Consider the following 17,456-nt stretch of genomic DNA (forward strand, 5'->3'; position numbering starts at 1 on the left):
GCGGAGCCCCAGCAACCGACCCGCACACACCCCACCAGCCCGAGCCCCATCCAGCCCCGCCGGCGCTTGAGGCGCGGGGCCTGGGGCGGAGCCCCGGCAGCGGGCCCGCACACACCCCACCAGCCCGAGCCACATCCAGCCCCGCCGGCGCTTGAGGCACGGGGCCTGGGGCGGAGCCCCAGCAACCGACCCGCGGCCACCCCACCAGCCCAAGCCACATCCAGCCCCGCCGGCGCTTGAGGCGCGGGGTCCGGGGCGGAGCCCTGGCAAACGACCCGCGGCCACGCCACCGGCGGGACCCCATCCAGCCCCGCCGGCGCTTGAGGCGCGGGGCCCGGGGCGGAGCCCCAGCAGCGGGCCCGCACACACCCCACCGACCCGACCCCATCCAGCCCCGCCGGCGCTCGAGGCACGGGGCCTGGGGCGGAACCCGAGCCCCATCCAGCCCCGCCGGCGTTTGAGGCGCGGGGCCTGGGGCGGAGCCCCAGCAGCGGGCCCCGCGGTCGCGCTACCGCGGAAGCCAGACGGCCCGGTCCGCGCCCCAGCGGGACGGGCCCGCCGCCCAGTCCCCGAACGGGCTGACCGCGTACCGGAGCCGCCCGTACCCCGAGTCCGTCTCACGGAGCCACGGCCCGGCCGCATAACCGGGTACACCCGGCCCGGCCGCCGGGACCTCCCGGACCAGCCACGACCCCGTCCCCGCGAGGGAGAACCGCAGGGCCCGCCCACCCCCCTCCGCCAGCGCCCGCAGCACCCCGGCCGCGACCAGATATCCGGTGCCGTGGTCGAGGGCCTGCGCCGGCAGCACCCCCGGCACCCCGTCGGCACCGGCACACCGCGCGGCGATCCCGTAGCCGGCCTGCACCAGCGAGTCGAAGCCGCGCCGCCCGGCCCACGGCCCGTCCCAGCCCCAGGCGCACAGCTGGGCCACCACCAGCCCCGGCCGCCGCTCCAGCAGCTCCGCCGCCCCGAGCCCGTACCGCTCCAGCGCGCCCGGCCGGTACCCCGTCACCACCACGTCCGCCCCGGCCAGCAGCTCCTCGAACACCGCCCGGTCCCCCGCCGCCGCCAGGTCCAGCAGCGCCGACCGCTTGCCGAAGCCGGTGTCCGCGTACGCGTCGGCCGCCTCCGGCAGCCCCGGCGAGTCGATCCGCAGCACGTCCGCGCCCAGCAGTCCGAGCGTGCGCGTCGCGACCGGCCCGGCGATCACCCGGGTCAGGTCCAGCACCCGCACCCCGGCCGCGGGCAGCCCCGTGGGGGCCGGCCCCGGCGTCCGGCCCGTCGCCCCGGACTCCCGTACGGTCTCGACCAGCGGCCGCGGGTCCCCGTACTCCCCCGCCACGGCGACCGCGAGCCCGCCCTCCCCGTACGCGCGCTCCTGCACCTCGACGGCCGTCCGGCCCGCCACCGCGTCCCGTACCGCCTCCGGCGTCGCGGACGGCAGCCGCAGGGCCCGTACCAGCGCGGCCTCGTGGTGCGGGTAGTTGGCGTGGGTGCGCACCCAGCCGTCCGCCGCCCGCCAGAAGCCGGACAGCGGCGCGAAGTTCACCGGCTCCCGCCCCCGCACCCGCAGGTGCCGCTCGCTGACGAAGGCCGTCGCGACGGCGCCCTCGTCCACGACGGCCGGGACGGCGTCGGCCACGCCACCCCCGGCCCGTACGGCGGCCAGCTCCGCCGCGGCCAGCGCGCACGCCCCGACCGTGGCCCGCGCCAACTCGCGTACCGGCAGCGGCCCCTGCCCCAGCCCCGGCGCCCCGCGGTACCGCACCCGCCCCGCGAGCTCCGGCGCCCCGCCGAGCGCGGCCCACGCCTGCGCCGTCGCACCGTCCGGCTCATCAGTGATCGTCATGGCTCCATTCTCCGCACGCCGCCACGGCCATCGCGGCGATGCGCGGCGCGAGGGCCGGGCTGGGGGGCTGGGCCAGGAGGAACACCCAGGCGAACACGGTGCCTAGTACCGCGGCATGGACGAGCGCGGGGTCCGGCGGCGCGGCCAGTTCGCCGCGCGCGAAGGCCCGTTCCAGCAGCTCCGCCACCTCGGCGCGCTCTCCGGCGATGAAGGTCTCCTGGAAGCGCGCGGCGATGTCGGGCTGCTGCTTCAGGTCGGCGAGCAGGCCGGGGGTCGCGGCGGCGACGACCGGGTCGGAGAAGACCTCCAGGGTCAGGTGGGCGAGCGCGGTGAGGTCCCCGCGCAGTGTTCCCGTGTCCGGCAGCGGCTGCGGTTCCCGCCCGTGCACGAGCGCGGCGAAGACCAGTTCGCCGCGGGAGGCGTGGCGCCGGTAGATGGCCGCCTTGCCCACGCGCGCCTTGGCGGCCACGGCGTCCATGGTCAGTGCGGCGTATCCCGCGTCCGCCACCAACTCGCGTACCGCGTCGCGGATCGCGTCGTCCACGCGGCTGTCCCGCGGCCGGCCGGGGGGTTGCTTCGAAGGCTGCATGGGTCCACGATAGGGAACTATGAGTATCGGAACTGGTAGTACCGTAAATAAGCCCGCTCCCGCCGCTGCGGCCCGCGCCCGCACCCTGACCCTCTGGGCGGGGCGCAGCACGGTGGTGATCGGCGTCGTGCACATCGCCTTCCTCACCGTCAGGACCTGGTCGAGATGGGGCGATTGGCTGGGCGGCGAACTGCACGGGACGGCCGCCATCGAGGACCCCTCCAACGCCGCCTCGCTGAGCGGGTTCTGGGCCCTGCCCGGCAGCTTCGCCGTACCCCTGATCCTGCTCGGACTGCTCGTCACGCGGATGGCCCGCACCGGCCAGGAGATCCCGCCCTACCTGGGCTGGGCCCTGGGGGCATGGGTCCTCCTCGGCGCCTGGATCCTCGAGCCCTCCGGCTTCCTGCTCGGCCTCGTCCCGGTGACGCTGCTCCTTCTCGCACGGCGCGCGTCTTCCCGGCACGGATCATCCACGCCGGCGTAGCCGTGCGCCCCCCCACCACCACGGACGAGGGGCCCGCCCGATCGCGAGATCGGACGGGCCCCTCGGTGTGCGTACGGGTCCGTCAGGCGGTGAACCAGCCGTTCAGGTCGGCGATCACGTCGGCGGAACCGGTGTTGTTGTAGAAGGTCACCCGCCCGTCGACGACCGGGACGACCACCAGGTTCGAGACGGTCCGCCCGGCCAGGAAGTTGAGGTTCGACACGTTGGGACGTGCGACCCCGTGCGGCTGGACGATGAGGTGACCGTCCTGCGTGGGGTTGGTGACGGTGACGTTGAGGACCACCGCCGTCACCCCGCTCAGCGGCACGCCCTCGACCCCCGCGACCTGCAGGCTGACGATGCCCCCCTGGCCCACGGCCCCGGCGCGGGCGCCGGTCCCGTCCCGGGTGTCGAGCAGCCGTACCGGCGAACCGGCCGAGAACGTCGACCCGGTGGCCGAGTAGTAGCCCGTGACGTCGGCGATGAGATCCACCGAACCCGAGTTGTTGCGCAGGTCCACCTTCCCGTTCACCACCGGCACCGTCACCAGGTTCGGCACGACCTGCCCGGCGGTGAAGTTGAGGTTCGACACCCCCGGCGCCGCCTGCCCGTTCGGGTAGACGGTCACGTGCCCGGCCTCCGTCGGGTTCACGGCGGTCACGTTCATCACGACCGCCGTCACCCCGCTCGCCGGAACGCCCTTCACACCGGCCACCTGAAGCGCGACCACACCACCCGGACCGACCCGGGCCTTGGTGGCCCCGGTGCCGTCCCGCGTGTCCAGGAACCGCGACGGCGTGATCGGCGTCAGCGCCGATCCCGTGTCGGCCTTGCCGGTGTAGTACCCGGTGACGTCGGCGATCAGGTCGACGTACCCGGCGTTGTTGCGCAGGTCCACCTTCCCGTTGACGACCGGGACGGTCACCAGGTTGGGGACGATCTGCCCCGCCGCGAAGTTGAGGTTCGACACCGCCGGCTTCGGCTGCCCGTTGGGGTACACCATCACGTGCCCGGCCTCGGTCGGGTGGACGGCGGTCACGTTCATCACGACCGCGGTCACCCCGGTCGCCGGAACGCCCTTCACACCCGCGACCTGCAGAGTGACGACCCCACCGGGACCGACCCGGGCCTTGGTCGCCCCGGTGCCGTCCCGCGTGTCCAGGAACCGCGACGGCGTGACCGGCACGAACCGGCTCTTCGCCGGCGTCGCCGCGGCCGTCACCGTGTACGCCTTGGGGAGGTAGCCCGGGGAGGGCACGCCGCTGGTGTACCCGATGCCGTCGAGGATGACGTCGTACGTGCCGGCCGTCAGCCCGTTGGTGTCGACCAGAACGGTCAGCGCGGTGCCGTCGGCGTTGACGGAGACGGGCTTCATGAGCTTGTCGTCCGTGCTGCCGGACTTCAGCTCCACCTTGGTGCCCAGGGTGAGCCCGGTACCGCGGATGACGGCCTGGGTCTGCGTCCCGGCGGCGCCGGTGGCGGGGCTGATCGACGTCGGCAGCGGGTTCGGCGGGCGGGTGCATCCGCTGTCGCAGATCCCCTGCATGCTGTATTCGACCGGAGTGGCCGTCTTGGCCGCGCTCAGCATCAGGACGACCCGTTCGGGGGCGACGCTGTGGCCGGCCTGGCACCGGGCGCCGAACACCCCGTACGAGCTGCCGCACTGGTACTCCATGCTGGTGCTCGTCCACAGGGAACCGCTCACCAGGTCGATGGCCGGGGTCTGCGGGTACGTCGTGACGCTGCTCGTGCCGACGACGTTGAAGGCCTGCGAGGGCTTCATGTCGATCACCGCGCAGTAACCGCTCGAGGCCTCGGTGAGCGTGCCGCTGCGCACCGGGAAACCGTCGACGGAGATCTGGTTGGCGGTGCACTCCGGTGCCCACCCCGCCGCGGTGCCGACCTTCCAGGTGTCCACGTTGGTGTGGATCGGCTTGTCCTTGTAGCCGGAGGCGAGAACGATCGCGACGTACGAGGTGGAGCCGGTGACCCGGCACGAGACGCCCCACTGCCGGCAGACGTACTTGCCGGCGGCGTCCACGACCATCAGCAGGGTGGACGGCTCGTAACGCGCGTCCCCGAGGGTGCGCGAGCTCAGCCAGAACTTGTCCGAGGCGGCCCCCGTGACCCGGACGCAGCGGGCGTCGAGCGCCGAGGTCAGGTCGAAGGGCGCGGACTGGCCGCCCACCTTCGTCGAAGCCGGGACGGTGCAGTTCGCGGTCGCCGAGACATCGCGCCGGACCAGCTTGTACGTGTCGGGCTGCCACCCCGAAGCGAGCAGCATCGCGGTGTACGGAACACCGGCGGTGAGCGGGCATATCGTGGTGGAGCCGCCGGCCGTGTTGCACGCCACGGTGCCTGCCGGATCGACCAGCTGGACCGAGGCGTTGACGCTGTTGGCGAGATTGGCGTAGTCGAGCATCTCAGCCGTGGAGTGCCCGTTCGCCGGCACGCTCAGGCAGACGTGACGCACCTCCGGGGAGAGCGAGGCCTCGGCTCCCCACGTGCCGTCGAATCCGGTCTGCCGCCAGGCGGTGCAGCCCGCGGCCTCTTCGGTCCGGTGGATGACCAGCCCGAACGCCTTGGACGCGTCGCCGCTGAGCACCGCGCGGAACGGGGCGGTGCCGGTCAGCTTGCAGACGCGGTACCCGTAACCCTCGTTGTCGCACTGCTGGACGCCCGACGCGTCGTAGACCTTCGCTCCGGTGCTGGTGCCTTCGGCCGGCGGCCGGTTGAGCAGGTAGACGCCCTTGCCCGTGGCGGTCGGCAGGGTCAGGCAGAGGCGCTGCCCGGGCCCGCCGAAGGTGCCGGTCGCGGCTCCGGCCACCAGGCCGTTGTCGTGGGTGGCGGTGCAGCCCCGGGTTTCCTTGGCGGAGTAGAAGGCCATGCCGAAGGCACCCGCGTCGGCGCTGCGGGGGTCGACCGCCCAGGTGTAGTCGCCCTGGGCCAGCTCACAGGCACCCTGCGAGCAGGTGGTGCCCAGCGCGGTGCCGTCGGAGGTGTACAGCCCGCCGTAGGGGGTGCCGGTGGCCGAGACCGGCCCGAAGCTGTGGAGTCCGGCGCCGGCCACCCGCAGGATCCGGCAGCGCGCCGCCGAGCTGAGGTCCGGGGCGGACCCGAACGCCTGCGGCTCGACGACCGCGCAGCCCTCCGCCTTGGAGAGCCGGGCAGCGGTGACGTCGTACTCCTCGGCAGCCCCTGAGCCCTGCAGCACCGACATCCGGTACGGCGCGGTGCCCGTGAGCTTGCAGTCGAGCGTGTCGCCCTCACGGCTCCGCGAGGTGCAGATCTCCTTGCCGGCGGCGTCGTAGACCGTCTGCAGCACCCGGTAGGTGGAAGCGTGCGTGCGCAGCACGTCGTTCGCGGCCAGGTCCAGCGTGTAGCAGTCCCCCGCCGAGCCGGCGGCCAGGGAACCGTGGAACACGGTCGGGGCGCCGAGCTTGCGGTCGGCGGCGCCGACCGTCTTGCAGGCGGTGGAGGAGAGCAGCGGGACGTACGACACGGAGATGGCGTTCTCCATGCCGTAGGAGTCCGTGACCTCCAGCTTGTACGTGCCCGCCGTGCCCGTGGAGCAGCGCATGGCGCCGCCCGCGGAGCCGCTGCCGAGGACGTTCTCGCAGGCGACGGCGGTGCCGTCCGGCGCGACCAGCCTGTAGTGGGCCCACCGCGCGTGGATGACCTGGTACAGCACCACGTCCTTCTGCTGCGGCAGCGTCAGCGCGAAGGAGGCGGTCTTGTACGGGTCGACCGTGCAGGTGACGGTCGTGTGCGGCGCGAGGGCCGCCGGGCAGGCCTCTGCCACGCCGCTCTCCGCGAGCGCCCGCACGGCGGCCTCGCGGTCGGCCTTCGGGTCCGCCTTCGGCGGGGCCTTGGGCCCGGACGGGGCCGGTGCGGCCGGCTCGGCCTGCGCCGAGGCGGCGGCCTCGGGCGGCGCGGCAGCGGCGAACGCGGATCCGCCCTGGCCGCTGACCGCGGTCAGTACGGCGAGCAGCAGAGCACCGGCGGCAACGGCCCCACGGCCTCTCCCCCGTCTCCTGCCCGCTCTTCTGCCAATGGGCAGCAAACTCATGAACCCCCCAGTCCAAGCAGACCCGACCCCGGTGACGCTCACGGGAGTTACGGGCAGGCGGAGTTTAGCCGCGCCGACCTGGGGTAACGCCACGGGGTTAACCCGCGAGTACACCGCCCCTCAGTCGACGCCGCTGAGGCAGGCCCGGCTCGTACGGTCGTCGAGTCGTCCTGCAGTCCCTCCCAGTGCGACACGTGCCCCGATGACCGGTCCGCCGCCGGGGCGCCATTCCCCGCCGCCGAGCACCCGCCCACCAGCGCGGTGAGCACGGCCACCCCGCCGCCCAGCGCCGGACGCCACCACCTGCTTCGCCGCTCCAAAATCACCGGGCGTCTCCGTTCCGGCCGATCAGTCCCACCAGAAGTCCCAGTTGTGGACGCCGGTGATCCCCTCGGCGTACGCGGCCAGTGTGTACGGTCGGCTGCCCTGCCAGATGTTGTCCGGGCAGAAGGCGAAGTGCTCTGCCGCGACCAGAAGGGCCTCGTGCTCGTCCGCCGGTGGCGCGGCGATGCTGAGGTGGAGCGTGGACGACCCGACGGCGACGACACGGGCGCCGAAGCGGTGTTCCCAGTCACGGAGGACGGCGGAGAACTTCGCGGTGTCGTTGTCGTGGTTGCAGGGTCCGTCCCAGCCCACGACAGCCAGCGCCTCCGCACCGGATGGTGCCGCGACCAGCCCCAGACGTGTGTGTGGGCGGTCGGCGAGGAACGCCCGCGCGTACTCCGAGGCCAGATGGTCGGGGTTGGCTGCCGTCTCCCGGCTGGGCGCGAGGCCGGGCCAGGTCTGTCCGAACGGAGCCGTGACAGCGAGGCGCCTGTCGTTGTCGAGCATGTCGTCGTGTTCGTCGACGGCCGTATGGGTCGCCCACCAGTGTGCGAGGAGGCGGGCAGGGTCGTGGCTTGCCGGCGAGGACATCTGCTCGGGGAAGATCTCCCCAGTTCCCCACGGGCGGAATGGGCCATCGTTCGGATCCGGCGAGTCAAGCAGCAGCGGCCACAGACCAGTCCGCGTGTGTTCGGCGTACAGCCGCGTCCACAGCTCGCCCGTGGCCGGGCCGTCACTGAGCCATAGGGGCTGCGCGTCCCCGTCTCCCTCATCGGACGTGATCATCCGCCCCGGCGGAAGTGGGGGATCGATGATGGGTCGGGGCTCGGCGTTCACAGGCGGATGCTAGCTGCGGAAGCCCCAACTGCCCGATCGGGCCGCCTCGGACGCATCCACCCCGGAAACGCCGAGATCCCGCCCAGCCTTTCGGCTGAGCGGGATCTCGTGACGATTCTCGAGAGCTACTCGAGAACTGTCGTCTGTGGACCTGTGGGGATTTGAACCCCAGACCCCCTCGATGCGAACGAGGTGCGCTACCAGACTGCGCCACAGGCCCTTGCGACGTGTGAAACATTAGCATCCCCGCGCGGGTGCTCCAAAACGCGTATCCGGGAGCGTCCGCGCAGGTCACCGATCACTCGTTCGCAGCGCGCGGGCGGTCCTCGTTCTCGTACTGGTCGAACAGCGGGGTGCGGCCCCGGTCGCGGCCGCGCGGGCGCGGGGTGGTCGGGGGCTTCGTCTCCTGCTTCGGGGCCGGGACCGCGGGCTGGGCGCGCAGGCGGGGCTCCGTCGGCTCGGCCGTGCTGGAGCGGGTGGCGCTCCAGGCGTCCGGGGTCGCCGGGCCGGTGGCGCGCGGGGCGACCGGGGCCGTCACGTACGTGGGCAGCGGCACCGGGACGGGCTCCCAGCTGTCACCGCGGGCGGGGCCGCGTTCGCGTTCGCGCTGCTGGTCCACCCACTCGGCGTGGTCGGTCTGCTCGACCAGCGCGCGCCGTCCGGCCTCCTGCGGGGAGACCGGTGGGGCGGGGTCCGGTTCGGTGCCCGCGGCACCGGTCTCGGGCTCGCGGCGGCGCTGGCGGTTCTCCCGCAGGTGCCGCGCGGCGGCCTCGGCGCGGCGCCGGTCCATCGTGAACTCGTAGCGCCGGCGCTCCTGGACCCGCAGGTGCACGATGTACGCGCTCAGCAGGAGGGCGGGCACGGCCGGAGCCCACAGGAAGCGCAGCCCGCCGACCGCGGCGACGACCGCGCCGAGGGTGAAGACGAGGAACAGGAGCGCGGTGGTGCGGCGGCGGCGCGCGAGGACCTGGAGGCGCTGTTCGCGCCGGGCCCGCTCCGCGCGCTGCTCCCGCTCGGCGGCGGCCGGTCTCGGCTCCGCCCTGGTCGGGGGCACGACGACGGCCCGGGCGTCGGCGTCAACGGAATTCACCGTTTCCGTCGCGGCGTCCGGGTCCGCGTGGGGCTGGGGCTCCGCCTGCTCGTCACCGCGCTCACGCAGTCCCTTGGCGTAACGGCGCTCCATTCCCGCCCGGCCGGAAAGCAGCCGAATGGCAGTGGAGAAGCGTTCCGTCGGACGGGCTTCGTTCAGCTCGTCCTGCCTCCGGAGCCACATGGGCACCAAGTAGGCGGCCCAGGCCCCGACAATGACTGCGTAGATGAGGCCGCTGCTGCTCACACCTCACACCGTAGAGGGGTACGGGCGGGGGGATCGGCCAATTGGGCCGGTGTGTCGCGCGATCTCGCTGATATCACGGACTTTTTTTGTGACTCTTCGGATCAGGTTATGGGCGAATCGGTTCCGTGCGAGTCTTAATTCGAACGGATATTCGTTTCTTCATTTCGGCGGGGACTGTGCGTGGCGTGCCCGGTGCCATCGCCTCAGCAGCCCTTCCGGAACCTCCTCCGCCGTGACCGCGTAGACGAGGTGGTCGCGCCAGGCCCCGTCGATGTGCAGGTAGCGCGGCCGCAGGCCCTCCTCGCGCAGGCCGAGCTTCTCCACCACCCGACGGCTCGGACCGTTCTCGGGGCGGATGCAGACCTCGATGCGGTGCAGACCGACCTTCCCGAAGCAGTGGTCCACCGCGAGCGCGACCGCCGTCGGCATCACACCGCGGCCCGCGACCTCGCGGTCCACCCAGTAGCCGATGTGGCCCGCGCACATCGAACCCCAGGTGATCCCGGCGACCGTCAGCTGCCCGACGAGACGGCCCTGGTACTCGATGACGAACGGCAGCATGCGACCCGCGTTCGCCTCCGCCCGCAGGTGGCGGACCATCTGGCGGTACGTCGGCCGCTGGATCACCGGCCCCCACGGCGCGGGCGGCGGGATCGTGGCCTCCCACGGCCGGAGCCACTCGCGGTTGCGGCGGTTGACCTCGCGCCACGCCTTCTGGTCCCGCAGCTTTATCGGCCGGAGCGTGACGTCTCCGTCCGTCAGGACGACCGGCCACGAGGGGCTGTTCAGCTCGTGCTCCCGGAAGGCTCCGCGGGCTCCCCCGGTCTGGGGTGGTCGCCGCCGCGGATCTGGTCCACCGCGTGCGGCAGGATCCGGGACAGCACGGCGAGGCCGTCGCGCACCCCGCCCGTCGAACCCGGCAGGTTGACGATCAGCGTGTGTCCGGCCACGCCCGCCAGGCCCCGGGACAGGGCCGCGGTCGGCACCTTCGCCAGCCCTTCGGCGCGGATGGCCTGCGGGATGCCCGGAACCTCGTAGTCCAGCACCCGCGCCGTGGCGTCCGGGGTGCGGTCCGTCGGCGAGATCCCGGTGCCGCCGGTGGTCAGGATGACGTCGTACCCGGCGGCCACGCCCTCCCGCAGCGCCTGCTCGACGGGATCGCCGTCGGGGACGACCCGGGGGCCGTCCACCGCGAAACCGAGCTTCTCCAGCGCTTCGGCCAGCAGCGGGCCGCCCTTGTCGGCGTACACGCCCTGCGAGGCCCGGTTCGAGGCCGTGACCACCAGCGCCCTGCCCGCGGCAGCGGGTACGGGTACGGGTGCCCCGGGTACAGCCTCCGCAGGGTGACCGTGGCCGTGGCCGTGGCTGTGGCTGTGCACCTCGCCGCCGCGCGGGGCGTTCACGAGCGCGCCCAGTCGCCGGACTTGCCGCCGGTCTTCTCCTCCACCCGCACGTCCGTGATGACCGCGCCCTTGTCGACGGCCTTCACCATGTCGATCACGGTGAGCCCGGCGACGGCGACGGCCGTCAGGGCCTCCATCTCGACGCCCGTACGGTCGGTCGTCTTGACGGTGGCGAGGATCTCGACGGCGTCCTCGGCGACCTTCAGGTCGACCTTCACTCCCGAGACGGCCAGCGGGTGGCAGAGCGGGATCAGGTCGGGGGTCTTCTTCGCGCCCATGATCCCGGCGATCCGCGCGGTGGCGAGGGCATCGCCCTTGGGGACGCCCTCGCCGCGCAGCAGCTCGATCACCCGGGGGGAGACGAGTACCCGCCCGCTGGCGCGTGCCGTCCGGGTGGTGACGTCCTTCTCCGAGACGTCGACCATCCGGGCCGCGCCGGCCTCGTCGATGTGGGTGAGCCTGCTCTCGGTACTCATCGCTGTGCCGCTCCGCTCTGGGCCCGGGGGGCCTGTGTGGTGCGACACACGCTACCCGCACCGGCCGGACTTCAGCCGAGCAGGACCACTTCCAGCTCGCTCCCCGGCTCCACCGAGGTGACGTCCTCCGGTACGACCATCAGCGAGTCGGCGTGGGCCAGTGCGGCGATCAGGTGCGAGCCCGATCCGCCGACCGGGCTGACCGTTCCGCTCTCGGCGTCGTACTTGCCGCGCAGGAACTGCCGGCGGCCGGCCGGGGAGCCCAGCGCCTTGTCGGCCTTGAGCACCGCCCGTACCGACGGACGGCCCACCTCGGACTCCGGCAGGCCCATGAGCGCCCGGATCGCGGGGCGCACGAACAGCTCGAAGGAGACGTACGAGGACACCGGGTTGCCGGGCAGCGCCAGCAGCGGGGTGTGGTCCGGGCCGATCGTGCCGAAGCCCTGCGGCTTGCCGGGCTGCATGGCGAGCTTGCGGAAGTCGATCCCGCCGCCGGCGACGTCCTCGGCGGCCGCGCCGCCCGAGCCCACGGAGGACAGCGCCTCCTTGACCACGTCGTAGGCGCCGACGCTGACGCCGCCCGTGGTGACCAGCAGGTCGGCCCGGATCAGCTGGTCCTCGATGGTGGCGCGCAGGGTGTCGGCGTCGTCCGCGACGGCGCCGACCCGGTAGGCGATCGCCCCCGCGTCCCGCGCGGCCGCGGCCAGCGCGAAGCTGTTGGAGTCGTAGATCGTCCCGGAGACCAGCGCCTCACCCGGCTGGACGAGCTCGCTGCCGGTGGACAGGACGACCACGCGCGGACGCGGCCGCACGCGTACGGTGCCCCGCCCGATGGCGGCCAGCAGGGCGATCTGCGGCGGTCCGAGGACCGTCCCGGCCGCCAGGGCCAGGTCTCCGGCCTGGACGTCGCTGCCGCGGGAGCGGACGTGGGCCCGGGCCTCGGCGGGACGGTGCACCCGCACCTCGCCGCCCGCGCCCTCCGGGGCGGCACTGGCCGGGGTCATCCCCGAGGCCGCGCCGCCGCCCGTGCCGCCGTCGGTCCACTCGACCGGTACGACGGCTTCCGCGCCGGGCGGCAGCGGGGCGCCGGTCATGATGCGGGCGGCCTCGCCGGGGCCCACGGTGGGCAGCTCACCGCTGCCCGCCGCGACGTCCCCGATGACCGTCAGCACCGCGGGGAACTCCTCGCTCGCGCCCTGGACGTCGGCCGTACGGACGGCGTAGCCGTCCATGGAGCTGTTGTCGAAGGGCGGGAGGGCGACGGGCACGGTGACGTCCTCCACCAGGACACAGCCCTGGGCGTCGAGCAGCTGGAGCTCGATGGGCTCCAGCGGCCGGACGGTGGCGAGGACGTCCGCGAGGTGCTCGTCCACGGACCACAGGCGGTGGCCGCCCGCGGGTCGTGGATCCTGCGGTGCGGAACTGCTCAAGGTGCTACATCTCCTCCGTGACGTAACGGTGAAGCCAGGTGCGGAACTCCGGGCCCAGGTCCTCGCGCTCGCACGCGAGGCGGACGATGGCCCGCAGGTAGTCGCCGCGGTCGCCCGTGTCGTAGCGGCGGCCCCGGAAGACCACTCCGTGCACCGGGCCGCCGATGGTCTCGTCGGCGGCCAGCTTCTGCAGGGCGTCGGTGAGCTGGATCTCCCCACCGCGGCCCGGCTCGGTCTCCCGCAGTATGTCGAAGATCGCGGGGTTGAGGACGTAGCGTCCGATGACCGCGTAGTTGCTGGGTGCGTCCGCGGGCTCCGGCTTCTCGACGAGGCCGGTGATGCGGACCACGTCGTCCTCGTCGGTGGCCTCGACGGCGGCGCAGCCGTACAGGTGCACGTTGGCCGGGTCGACCTCCATGAGCGCGATGACGGTGCCGCCGGTGCGGGCGTAGATGTCGGACATCTGGCGCAGCAGCGGGTCGCGCGGGTCGATGAGGTCGTCGCCGAGCAGGACGGCGAAGGGCTCGCGGCCGACGTGCGGCTCGGCGCACAGCACGGCGTGGCCGAGGCCGCGGGGGTCGCCCTGGCGGACGTAGTGCATGGTGGCCAGGTCGCTGGATTCCTGGACCTTCTTCAGCCGGTCGTCGTCGCCCTTGGCGGTGAGGGCGGACTCGAGCTCGTAGTTCCGGTCGAAGTGGTCTTCCAGAGCGCGCTTGTTACGCCCAGTGATCATGAGGACGTCGTCGAGCCCGGCCGCCACGGCCTCCTCGACCACGTACTGAATGGCCGGCTTGTCCACAACGGGAAGCATTTCCTTCGGGGTCGCCTTGGTCGCCGGAAGGAAGCGAGTGCCGAGGCCCGCAGCCGGAATCACGGCCTTCTTGATCACGGGGTGCAACATAGTCATGCCCCGAACGATAGTGGGTCCTGCCGAACGCCAGGCCAGATCGCGGTAGGTAGGTCCGCTTATGTGCCGATTTCCCGAGGATATTTGAATCCGCTGTGACAGAGAATCCGCATCCCGTTTCCAGGAAGGCTCGACTGCGCCGGGAACTCCTCGCCGCCCGCCGCGCCTTGTCCCCCGACGCCTGCCGCGCGGCGGCCGAGGCGCTGGCCGTCACGGCCCTCGGGCTGCCCGAACTGGCCGCTGCCCGAACGGTGGCGGCGTACGTCTCCGTCGGCACGGAACCCGGCACCCGCGCCCTGCTCGACGCCCTGCGCGCGGCCGGAAAGCGGGTGCTGCTGCCCCTGCTGCTGCCCGACAACGACCTCGACTGGGCGGCGTACGAGGGCCCGCAGAGCCTCGCCGAGACCGCGCACGCGGGAAAGATGCGGCTCCTGGAGCCCACCGGCCCGGCGCTCGGGCCGGACGCGGTGACCGCGGCCGACGCCGTGCTGCTGCCCGGGCTCGCGGTGGACGGCCGCGGGATGCGCCTGGGCCGCGGCGGGGGCTCGTACGACCGGGTCCTGGAGCGGCTGGAGCGCGCCGGGGCCCATCCGGCCCTGGTGGTGCTCCTCTACGACGACGAGGTGGTCGCGCGGGTCCCGGAGGAACCGCACGACCACCCCGTCCAGGCGGTCGCCACCCCTTCCGGGGTGCTGCGCTTCTAGCGGCAGGCTCTGGCTAGGGCTTGAGGGTCAGGGTGTCGACCGTCGCCTTGTCCACGGCGTCCTTGCCGAACGGCCAGTCCAGCAGCTCGCCCTTGGCCCACATCGTCGTCTGGTCCGTGTAGTGCGCGTTGTACGCGTGCCCGGAGGCGCCCGTCAGGTTGATCCAGCGGGACTTGTCGAGGTCGTTGAGGTTCACGACCATCCGCATCGACGGCACCCAGGTGACCCCGTAGCCGCTGGAGGCGTTCCAGCCGGTGGCGTTGACGGTGGCCTCGCCGCCGCCCAGGTTCCACGGGCCGCGGTTGAGGAGCCACTGCATGAAGCCGGGGCCCTCGGTGCCGATCGTCTGGTTCTTCAGCGTGAGCTGGTGCAGCCGGCCCCAGCTCCACGTGGACTGGTCCTTGCCGAGCTTGGCGGTCAGCTCCCAGCGGGCGTCCTCCATGGCGCGGGCGAACAGCTCGTCGCGGGTGGTGGTCGCCGGCTGGGCGAAGCCCTTCTTGGGCGCGCTCCACCACGGCGACTTCTCGTCCTTGGCCAGGCGGCGGACCACCTCGAACCAGCGGTCGCCGCCGTCCGGCTGCGCCGAGTCGTCGCCGCGGCTGCCGCATTCGCGGACCACCTCGGCCAGCTCGTCGGCCGGACCGCTGCTGTCGGCGCGGACGTTCATGCAGCTGCCCTGGATCCGCAGCTCCTTGGGCATCTTGTCGCCGAAGGCCAGCTTGAGGATGTTGCGCCAGACCGCGTTGAAGTAGGCGGCGGCGGCCGAGTCGTTCTCCTGGGTGTAGTTCCAGCCCTCCAGGAGCTTCTGGGCGGAGCGCACGTCCGGGTCGGAGACCTCGATCTTGGCCAGCATCGGGGTGAGCAGCGCGGCGATCTCGCTGCTGTTGTCCATCTGCATGGCGCGCATGTCGTCGGTCGAGATCTTGCCGCTGTCCTTGATCTTCGCCTCGATGAGGTCGTTGATCCGCTGGCTGCGGGCGCCGTAGCCCCAGTCGGTGGTCAGCAGGTACGGGTACTTGCCGGCCCCGGTGCCGCTCTCCACGACCGCCTGGTTGGCGGTGACGATGTAGCCGCGGGAGGGGTTGGACTCGTAGGGCAGTTCGTTCTGCGCGATGTACTCGACGTTGCCGGCCTTGTCGGTCTTCCAGGCGTACTTGGAGTCCCAGCCGGGCGCGGGCATCCGGCCGTCGCCGGCGCCGCGCACCGGGATCCGGCCGGGGGCCTGGTAGCCGATGTTGCCGTTGACGCCCTTGCCGTCGGCGTAGATCAGGTTCTGGGAGGGGACCTCGAAGTCGGCGGCGGCCTTGCGGAACTCGTTGAAGTCCTTGGCCTTGTTCAGCTTGAAGACCGCGTCCATCGACTTGCCCGGTTCCAGGGCGGTCCAGCGCAGAGCGACGGCGTAGCCGTTGCCGCGGTCGGGCGCGGAGCTGGCGACGGGGGCGCGGGAGCCGACCTCGGCGAGCCCGTCGCTGCGGTCGGAGACGAGCGGGCCGTTGTTGGTGATGCGGACGGTCATCTTCTTGCTGGCGCCGCCCGCGACCTTGATGACCTCGTCACGCGTGGTGAAGGGGACCACCTTGTTGTCGTAGACGTAGCCCTCGGGCTTGACCTGCTCCAGGTAGAGGTCGGTGACGTCGGCACCGAGGTTGGTCATGCCCCAGGCGATGTCGGCGTTGTGGCCGATTATCACGCCGGGCATGCCGGAGAAGGTGTAGCCGGACACGTCGTACTGGCACTGGGCCGAGGCCGTGCGGCAGTGCAGGCCCATCTGGTACCAGACCGAGGGGAGCTGCGGCGACAGGTGCGGGTCGTTCGCGAGCAGCGGCTTGCCGGTGGTCGTGTAGCGGCCCGAGATCACCCAGGAGTTCGATCCGATGCCGCTGCCGTTGGGGCCGAGGATCGCGGGGATCTCGTCCAGGGTCTTGGCCAGGGAGGTCAGCTGGGTGCGCAGGCCGACGGCCGCGCCCTGGGCGGTGGCGTTGTCGGCGAGGCCGGTGCCGTTGCCGTTGCCGCCGCCCGTCGTGGCGGAGGCCTGGGAGCCCATGGGGGTGCCGCTGCCCGAGCCGCTGCCGGTGCCGCTGCCGCTGCCCGAGCCGGTGCCGCCCGTGGAGGCGGAGCCGCCGGATCCCTGGGGTGCGTACTTGCCGCCCTCGATCTTGCCGCCGTCGACGACCGGCTTGTTCCGGTCGAAGGGGTAGGGCGGGTAGAGCTCGTCGATCTGCGCCTGCGTGAGCTTGCTCGACATCAGCGCGCGGTCGATCTCGTCCTGCATGTTGCCGCGCAGGTCCCAGGCCATCGCCTTGAGCCAGGCCACCGAGTCCACCGGCGACCACTGCTCGGGCTGGTAGCCGTCGCTGAGCTTGAGGGCGGCGTGCTCGACGGAGAGGTCCTTGCCGGACTTCCCCTTCAGGTACGCGTTGACCCCGTCGGCGTAGGACTGGAGGTTCTTCTTGGTCTCCGGCGAGAGCTTGTTGTCGTACTCGGCCTGCGCGACCTGGCGCCAGCCCAGCGTGCGCAGGAAGGCATCGGTCTCGACCTGGCCGGCGCCGAACATCTCCGAGAGCCGCCCGGAGGTCATGTGGCGGCGTACGTCCATCTCCCAGAACCGGTCCTGCGCGTGGACGAAGCCCTGCGCGCGGAAGAGGTCGTCGTCGTTGTCGGCGTAGAGCTGCGGGATGCCGTGGGCATCGCGTTTGACGTCGACGGTCCCGGTGAGCCCCGGCACCTTGAGGGAGCCGGTCGTCTGGGGGAAGGAGGCGCGCACGCCGTCCACGCTCCAGTACGCCCCGTAGCCGAGGCCCGCGAAGAGCGCCAGGACCAGCACGAGCACGATCAGACGGGCACGTCGTCCCTTCTTCTTGACGGAAGGAGCGGTTTCGTTGGCGGGCATCGCTGTCCTTAGAGGGGCAGGGTGGTCCTGGGAGTGCTGGGAGCAACCATAGGCGCAGGACCCGGCTCGTTGATCCGCCAGGGGTGGAGCTGGCGAGGACAGGGACGAACGGGCGTTTCACAATGTGGCTAGCACGTAAAGGGAACGTCAAAGATTAG

The 17,456-nt window shown here is 72.5% G+C and carries 13 protein-coding genes and 1 tRNA gene; 2 read left to right on the top strand and 12 right to left on the bottom strand.

Going from position 1 to position 17,456, the window contains the following annotated elements:
* Positions 1-508: 508 nt before the first annotated feature.
* Positions 509-1,849, bottom strand: coding sequence for a CoA transferase (locus ACZ6I1_RS05545; protein WP_469283396.1), 1,341 nt, complete (start codon positions 1,847-1,849; stop codon positions 509-511).
* Positions 1,836-2,438 (bottom strand): TetR/AcrR family transcriptional regulator, encoded by a 603-nt coding sequence (locus ACZ6I1_RS05550; protein ID WP_469283398.1) that lies wholly within the window; start codon positions 2,436-2,438, stop codon positions 1,836-1,838. The genes ACZ6I1_RS05545 and ACZ6I1_RS05550 overlap by 14 nt, the downstream gene beginning before the upstream one ends.
* 19 nt (positions 2,439-2,457) lie before the next feature.
* Between ACZ6I1_RS05550 and ACZ6I1_RS05555 the strand changes: the two genes are divergently transcribed.
* The gene (locus tag ACZ6I1_RS05555; protein WP_469283400.1) at positions 2,458-2,922 is read left to right on the top strand and encodes a DUF6463 family protein; all 465 of its coding nucleotides are present in this window, start codon (positions 2,458-2,460) and stop codon (positions 2,920-2,922) included.
* Positions 2,923-3,004: 82 nt separating this feature from the next.
* Here ACZ6I1_RS05555 and ACZ6I1_RS05560 read toward each other — a convergent pair whose 3' ends face one another.
* From ACZ6I1_RS05560 to galU, 9 genes are all read right to left on the bottom strand, one after another.
* Positions 3,005-6,991 (bottom strand): hypothetical protein, encoded by a 3,987-nt coding sequence (locus ACZ6I1_RS05560; RefSeq protein ID WP_469283402.1) that lies wholly within the window; start codon positions 6,989-6,991, stop codon positions 3,005-3,007.
* A gap of 348 nt (positions 6,992-7,339) precedes the next feature.
* Entirely contained in the window at positions 7,340-7,906 is a 567-nt protein-coding gene (locus ACZ6I1_RS05565; protein WP_469283405.1) for a DUF4253 domain-containing protein, read from the bottom strand.
* 392 nt (positions 7,907-8,298) lie between these two features.
* Positions 8,299-8,372 (bottom strand) — tRNA-Ala (locus ACZ6I1_RS05570).
* Between the two features lie 78 nt (positions 8,373-8,450).
* Complete coding sequence (gene sepX / locus ACZ6I1_RS05575; RefSeq protein WP_469283408.1) at positions 8,451-9,488, bottom strand: divisome protein SepX/GlpR; 1,038 nt, start codon at positions 9,486-9,488, stop codon at positions 8,451-8,453.
* Between the two features lie 159 nt (positions 9,489-9,647).
* A complete protein-coding gene (locus ACZ6I1_RS05580) occupies positions 9,648-10,277 on the bottom strand; it encodes a GNAT family N-acetyltransferase (protein ID WP_469283818.1) in 630 nt (209 codons plus the stop codon).
* Complete coding sequence (locus ACZ6I1_RS05585) at positions 10,274-10,774, bottom strand: MogA/MoaB family molybdenum cofactor biosynthesis protein (protein ID WP_469283820.1); 501 nt, start codon at positions 10,772-10,774, stop codon at positions 10,274-10,276. Before ACZ6I1_RS05585 ends, ACZ6I1_RS05580 begins: the two co-directional genes overlap by 4 nt.
* Positions 10,775-10,887: 113 nt before the next feature.
* Positions 10,888-11,367: a cyclic pyranopterin monophosphate synthase MoaC gene (moaC, locus tag ACZ6I1_RS05590; protein WP_469283410.1), complete on the bottom strand. Its 480-nt coding sequence runs from the start codon at positions 11,365-11,367 to the stop codon at positions 10,888-10,890.
* 71 nt (positions 11,368-11,438) lie between these two features.
* On the bottom strand, positions 11,439-12,797 hold the full coding sequence (gene glp, locus ACZ6I1_RS05595) for a molybdotransferase-like divisome protein Glp (RefSeq protein ID WP_469283413.1): 1,359 nt from the start codon (positions 12,795-12,797) through the stop codon (positions 11,439-11,441).
* A 4-nt stretch (positions 12,798-12,801) separates the two neighbouring features.
* Complete coding sequence (galU, locus tag ACZ6I1_RS05600) at positions 12,802-13,704, bottom strand: UTP--glucose-1-phosphate uridylyltransferase GalU (RefSeq protein WP_469283415.1); 903 nt, start codon at positions 13,702-13,704, stop codon at positions 12,802-12,804.
* A 95-nt stretch (positions 13,705-13,799) separates the two neighbouring features.
* Here galU and ACZ6I1_RS05605 point away from each other — a divergent pair, with 95 nt between their 5' ends.
* Complete coding sequence (locus ACZ6I1_RS05605) at positions 13,800-14,408, top strand: 5-formyltetrahydrofolate cyclo-ligase (RefSeq protein ID WP_469283417.1); 609 nt, start codon at positions 13,800-13,802, stop codon at positions 14,406-14,408.
* 13 nt (positions 14,409-14,421) lie between these two features.
* On the opposite strand, the gene ACZ6I1_RS05610 is transcribed toward ACZ6I1_RS05605, so the two are convergent.
* The gene (locus tag ACZ6I1_RS05610) at positions 14,422-17,298 is read right to left on the bottom strand and encodes a penicillin acylase family protein (protein ID WP_469283419.1); all 2,877 of its coding nucleotides are present in this window, start codon (positions 17,296-17,298) and stop codon (positions 14,422-14,424) included.
* Between the last annotated feature and the right edge of the window lie 158 nt (positions 17,299-17,456).

This window comes from Streptomyces sp. NPDC046303, assembly GCF_055588085.1.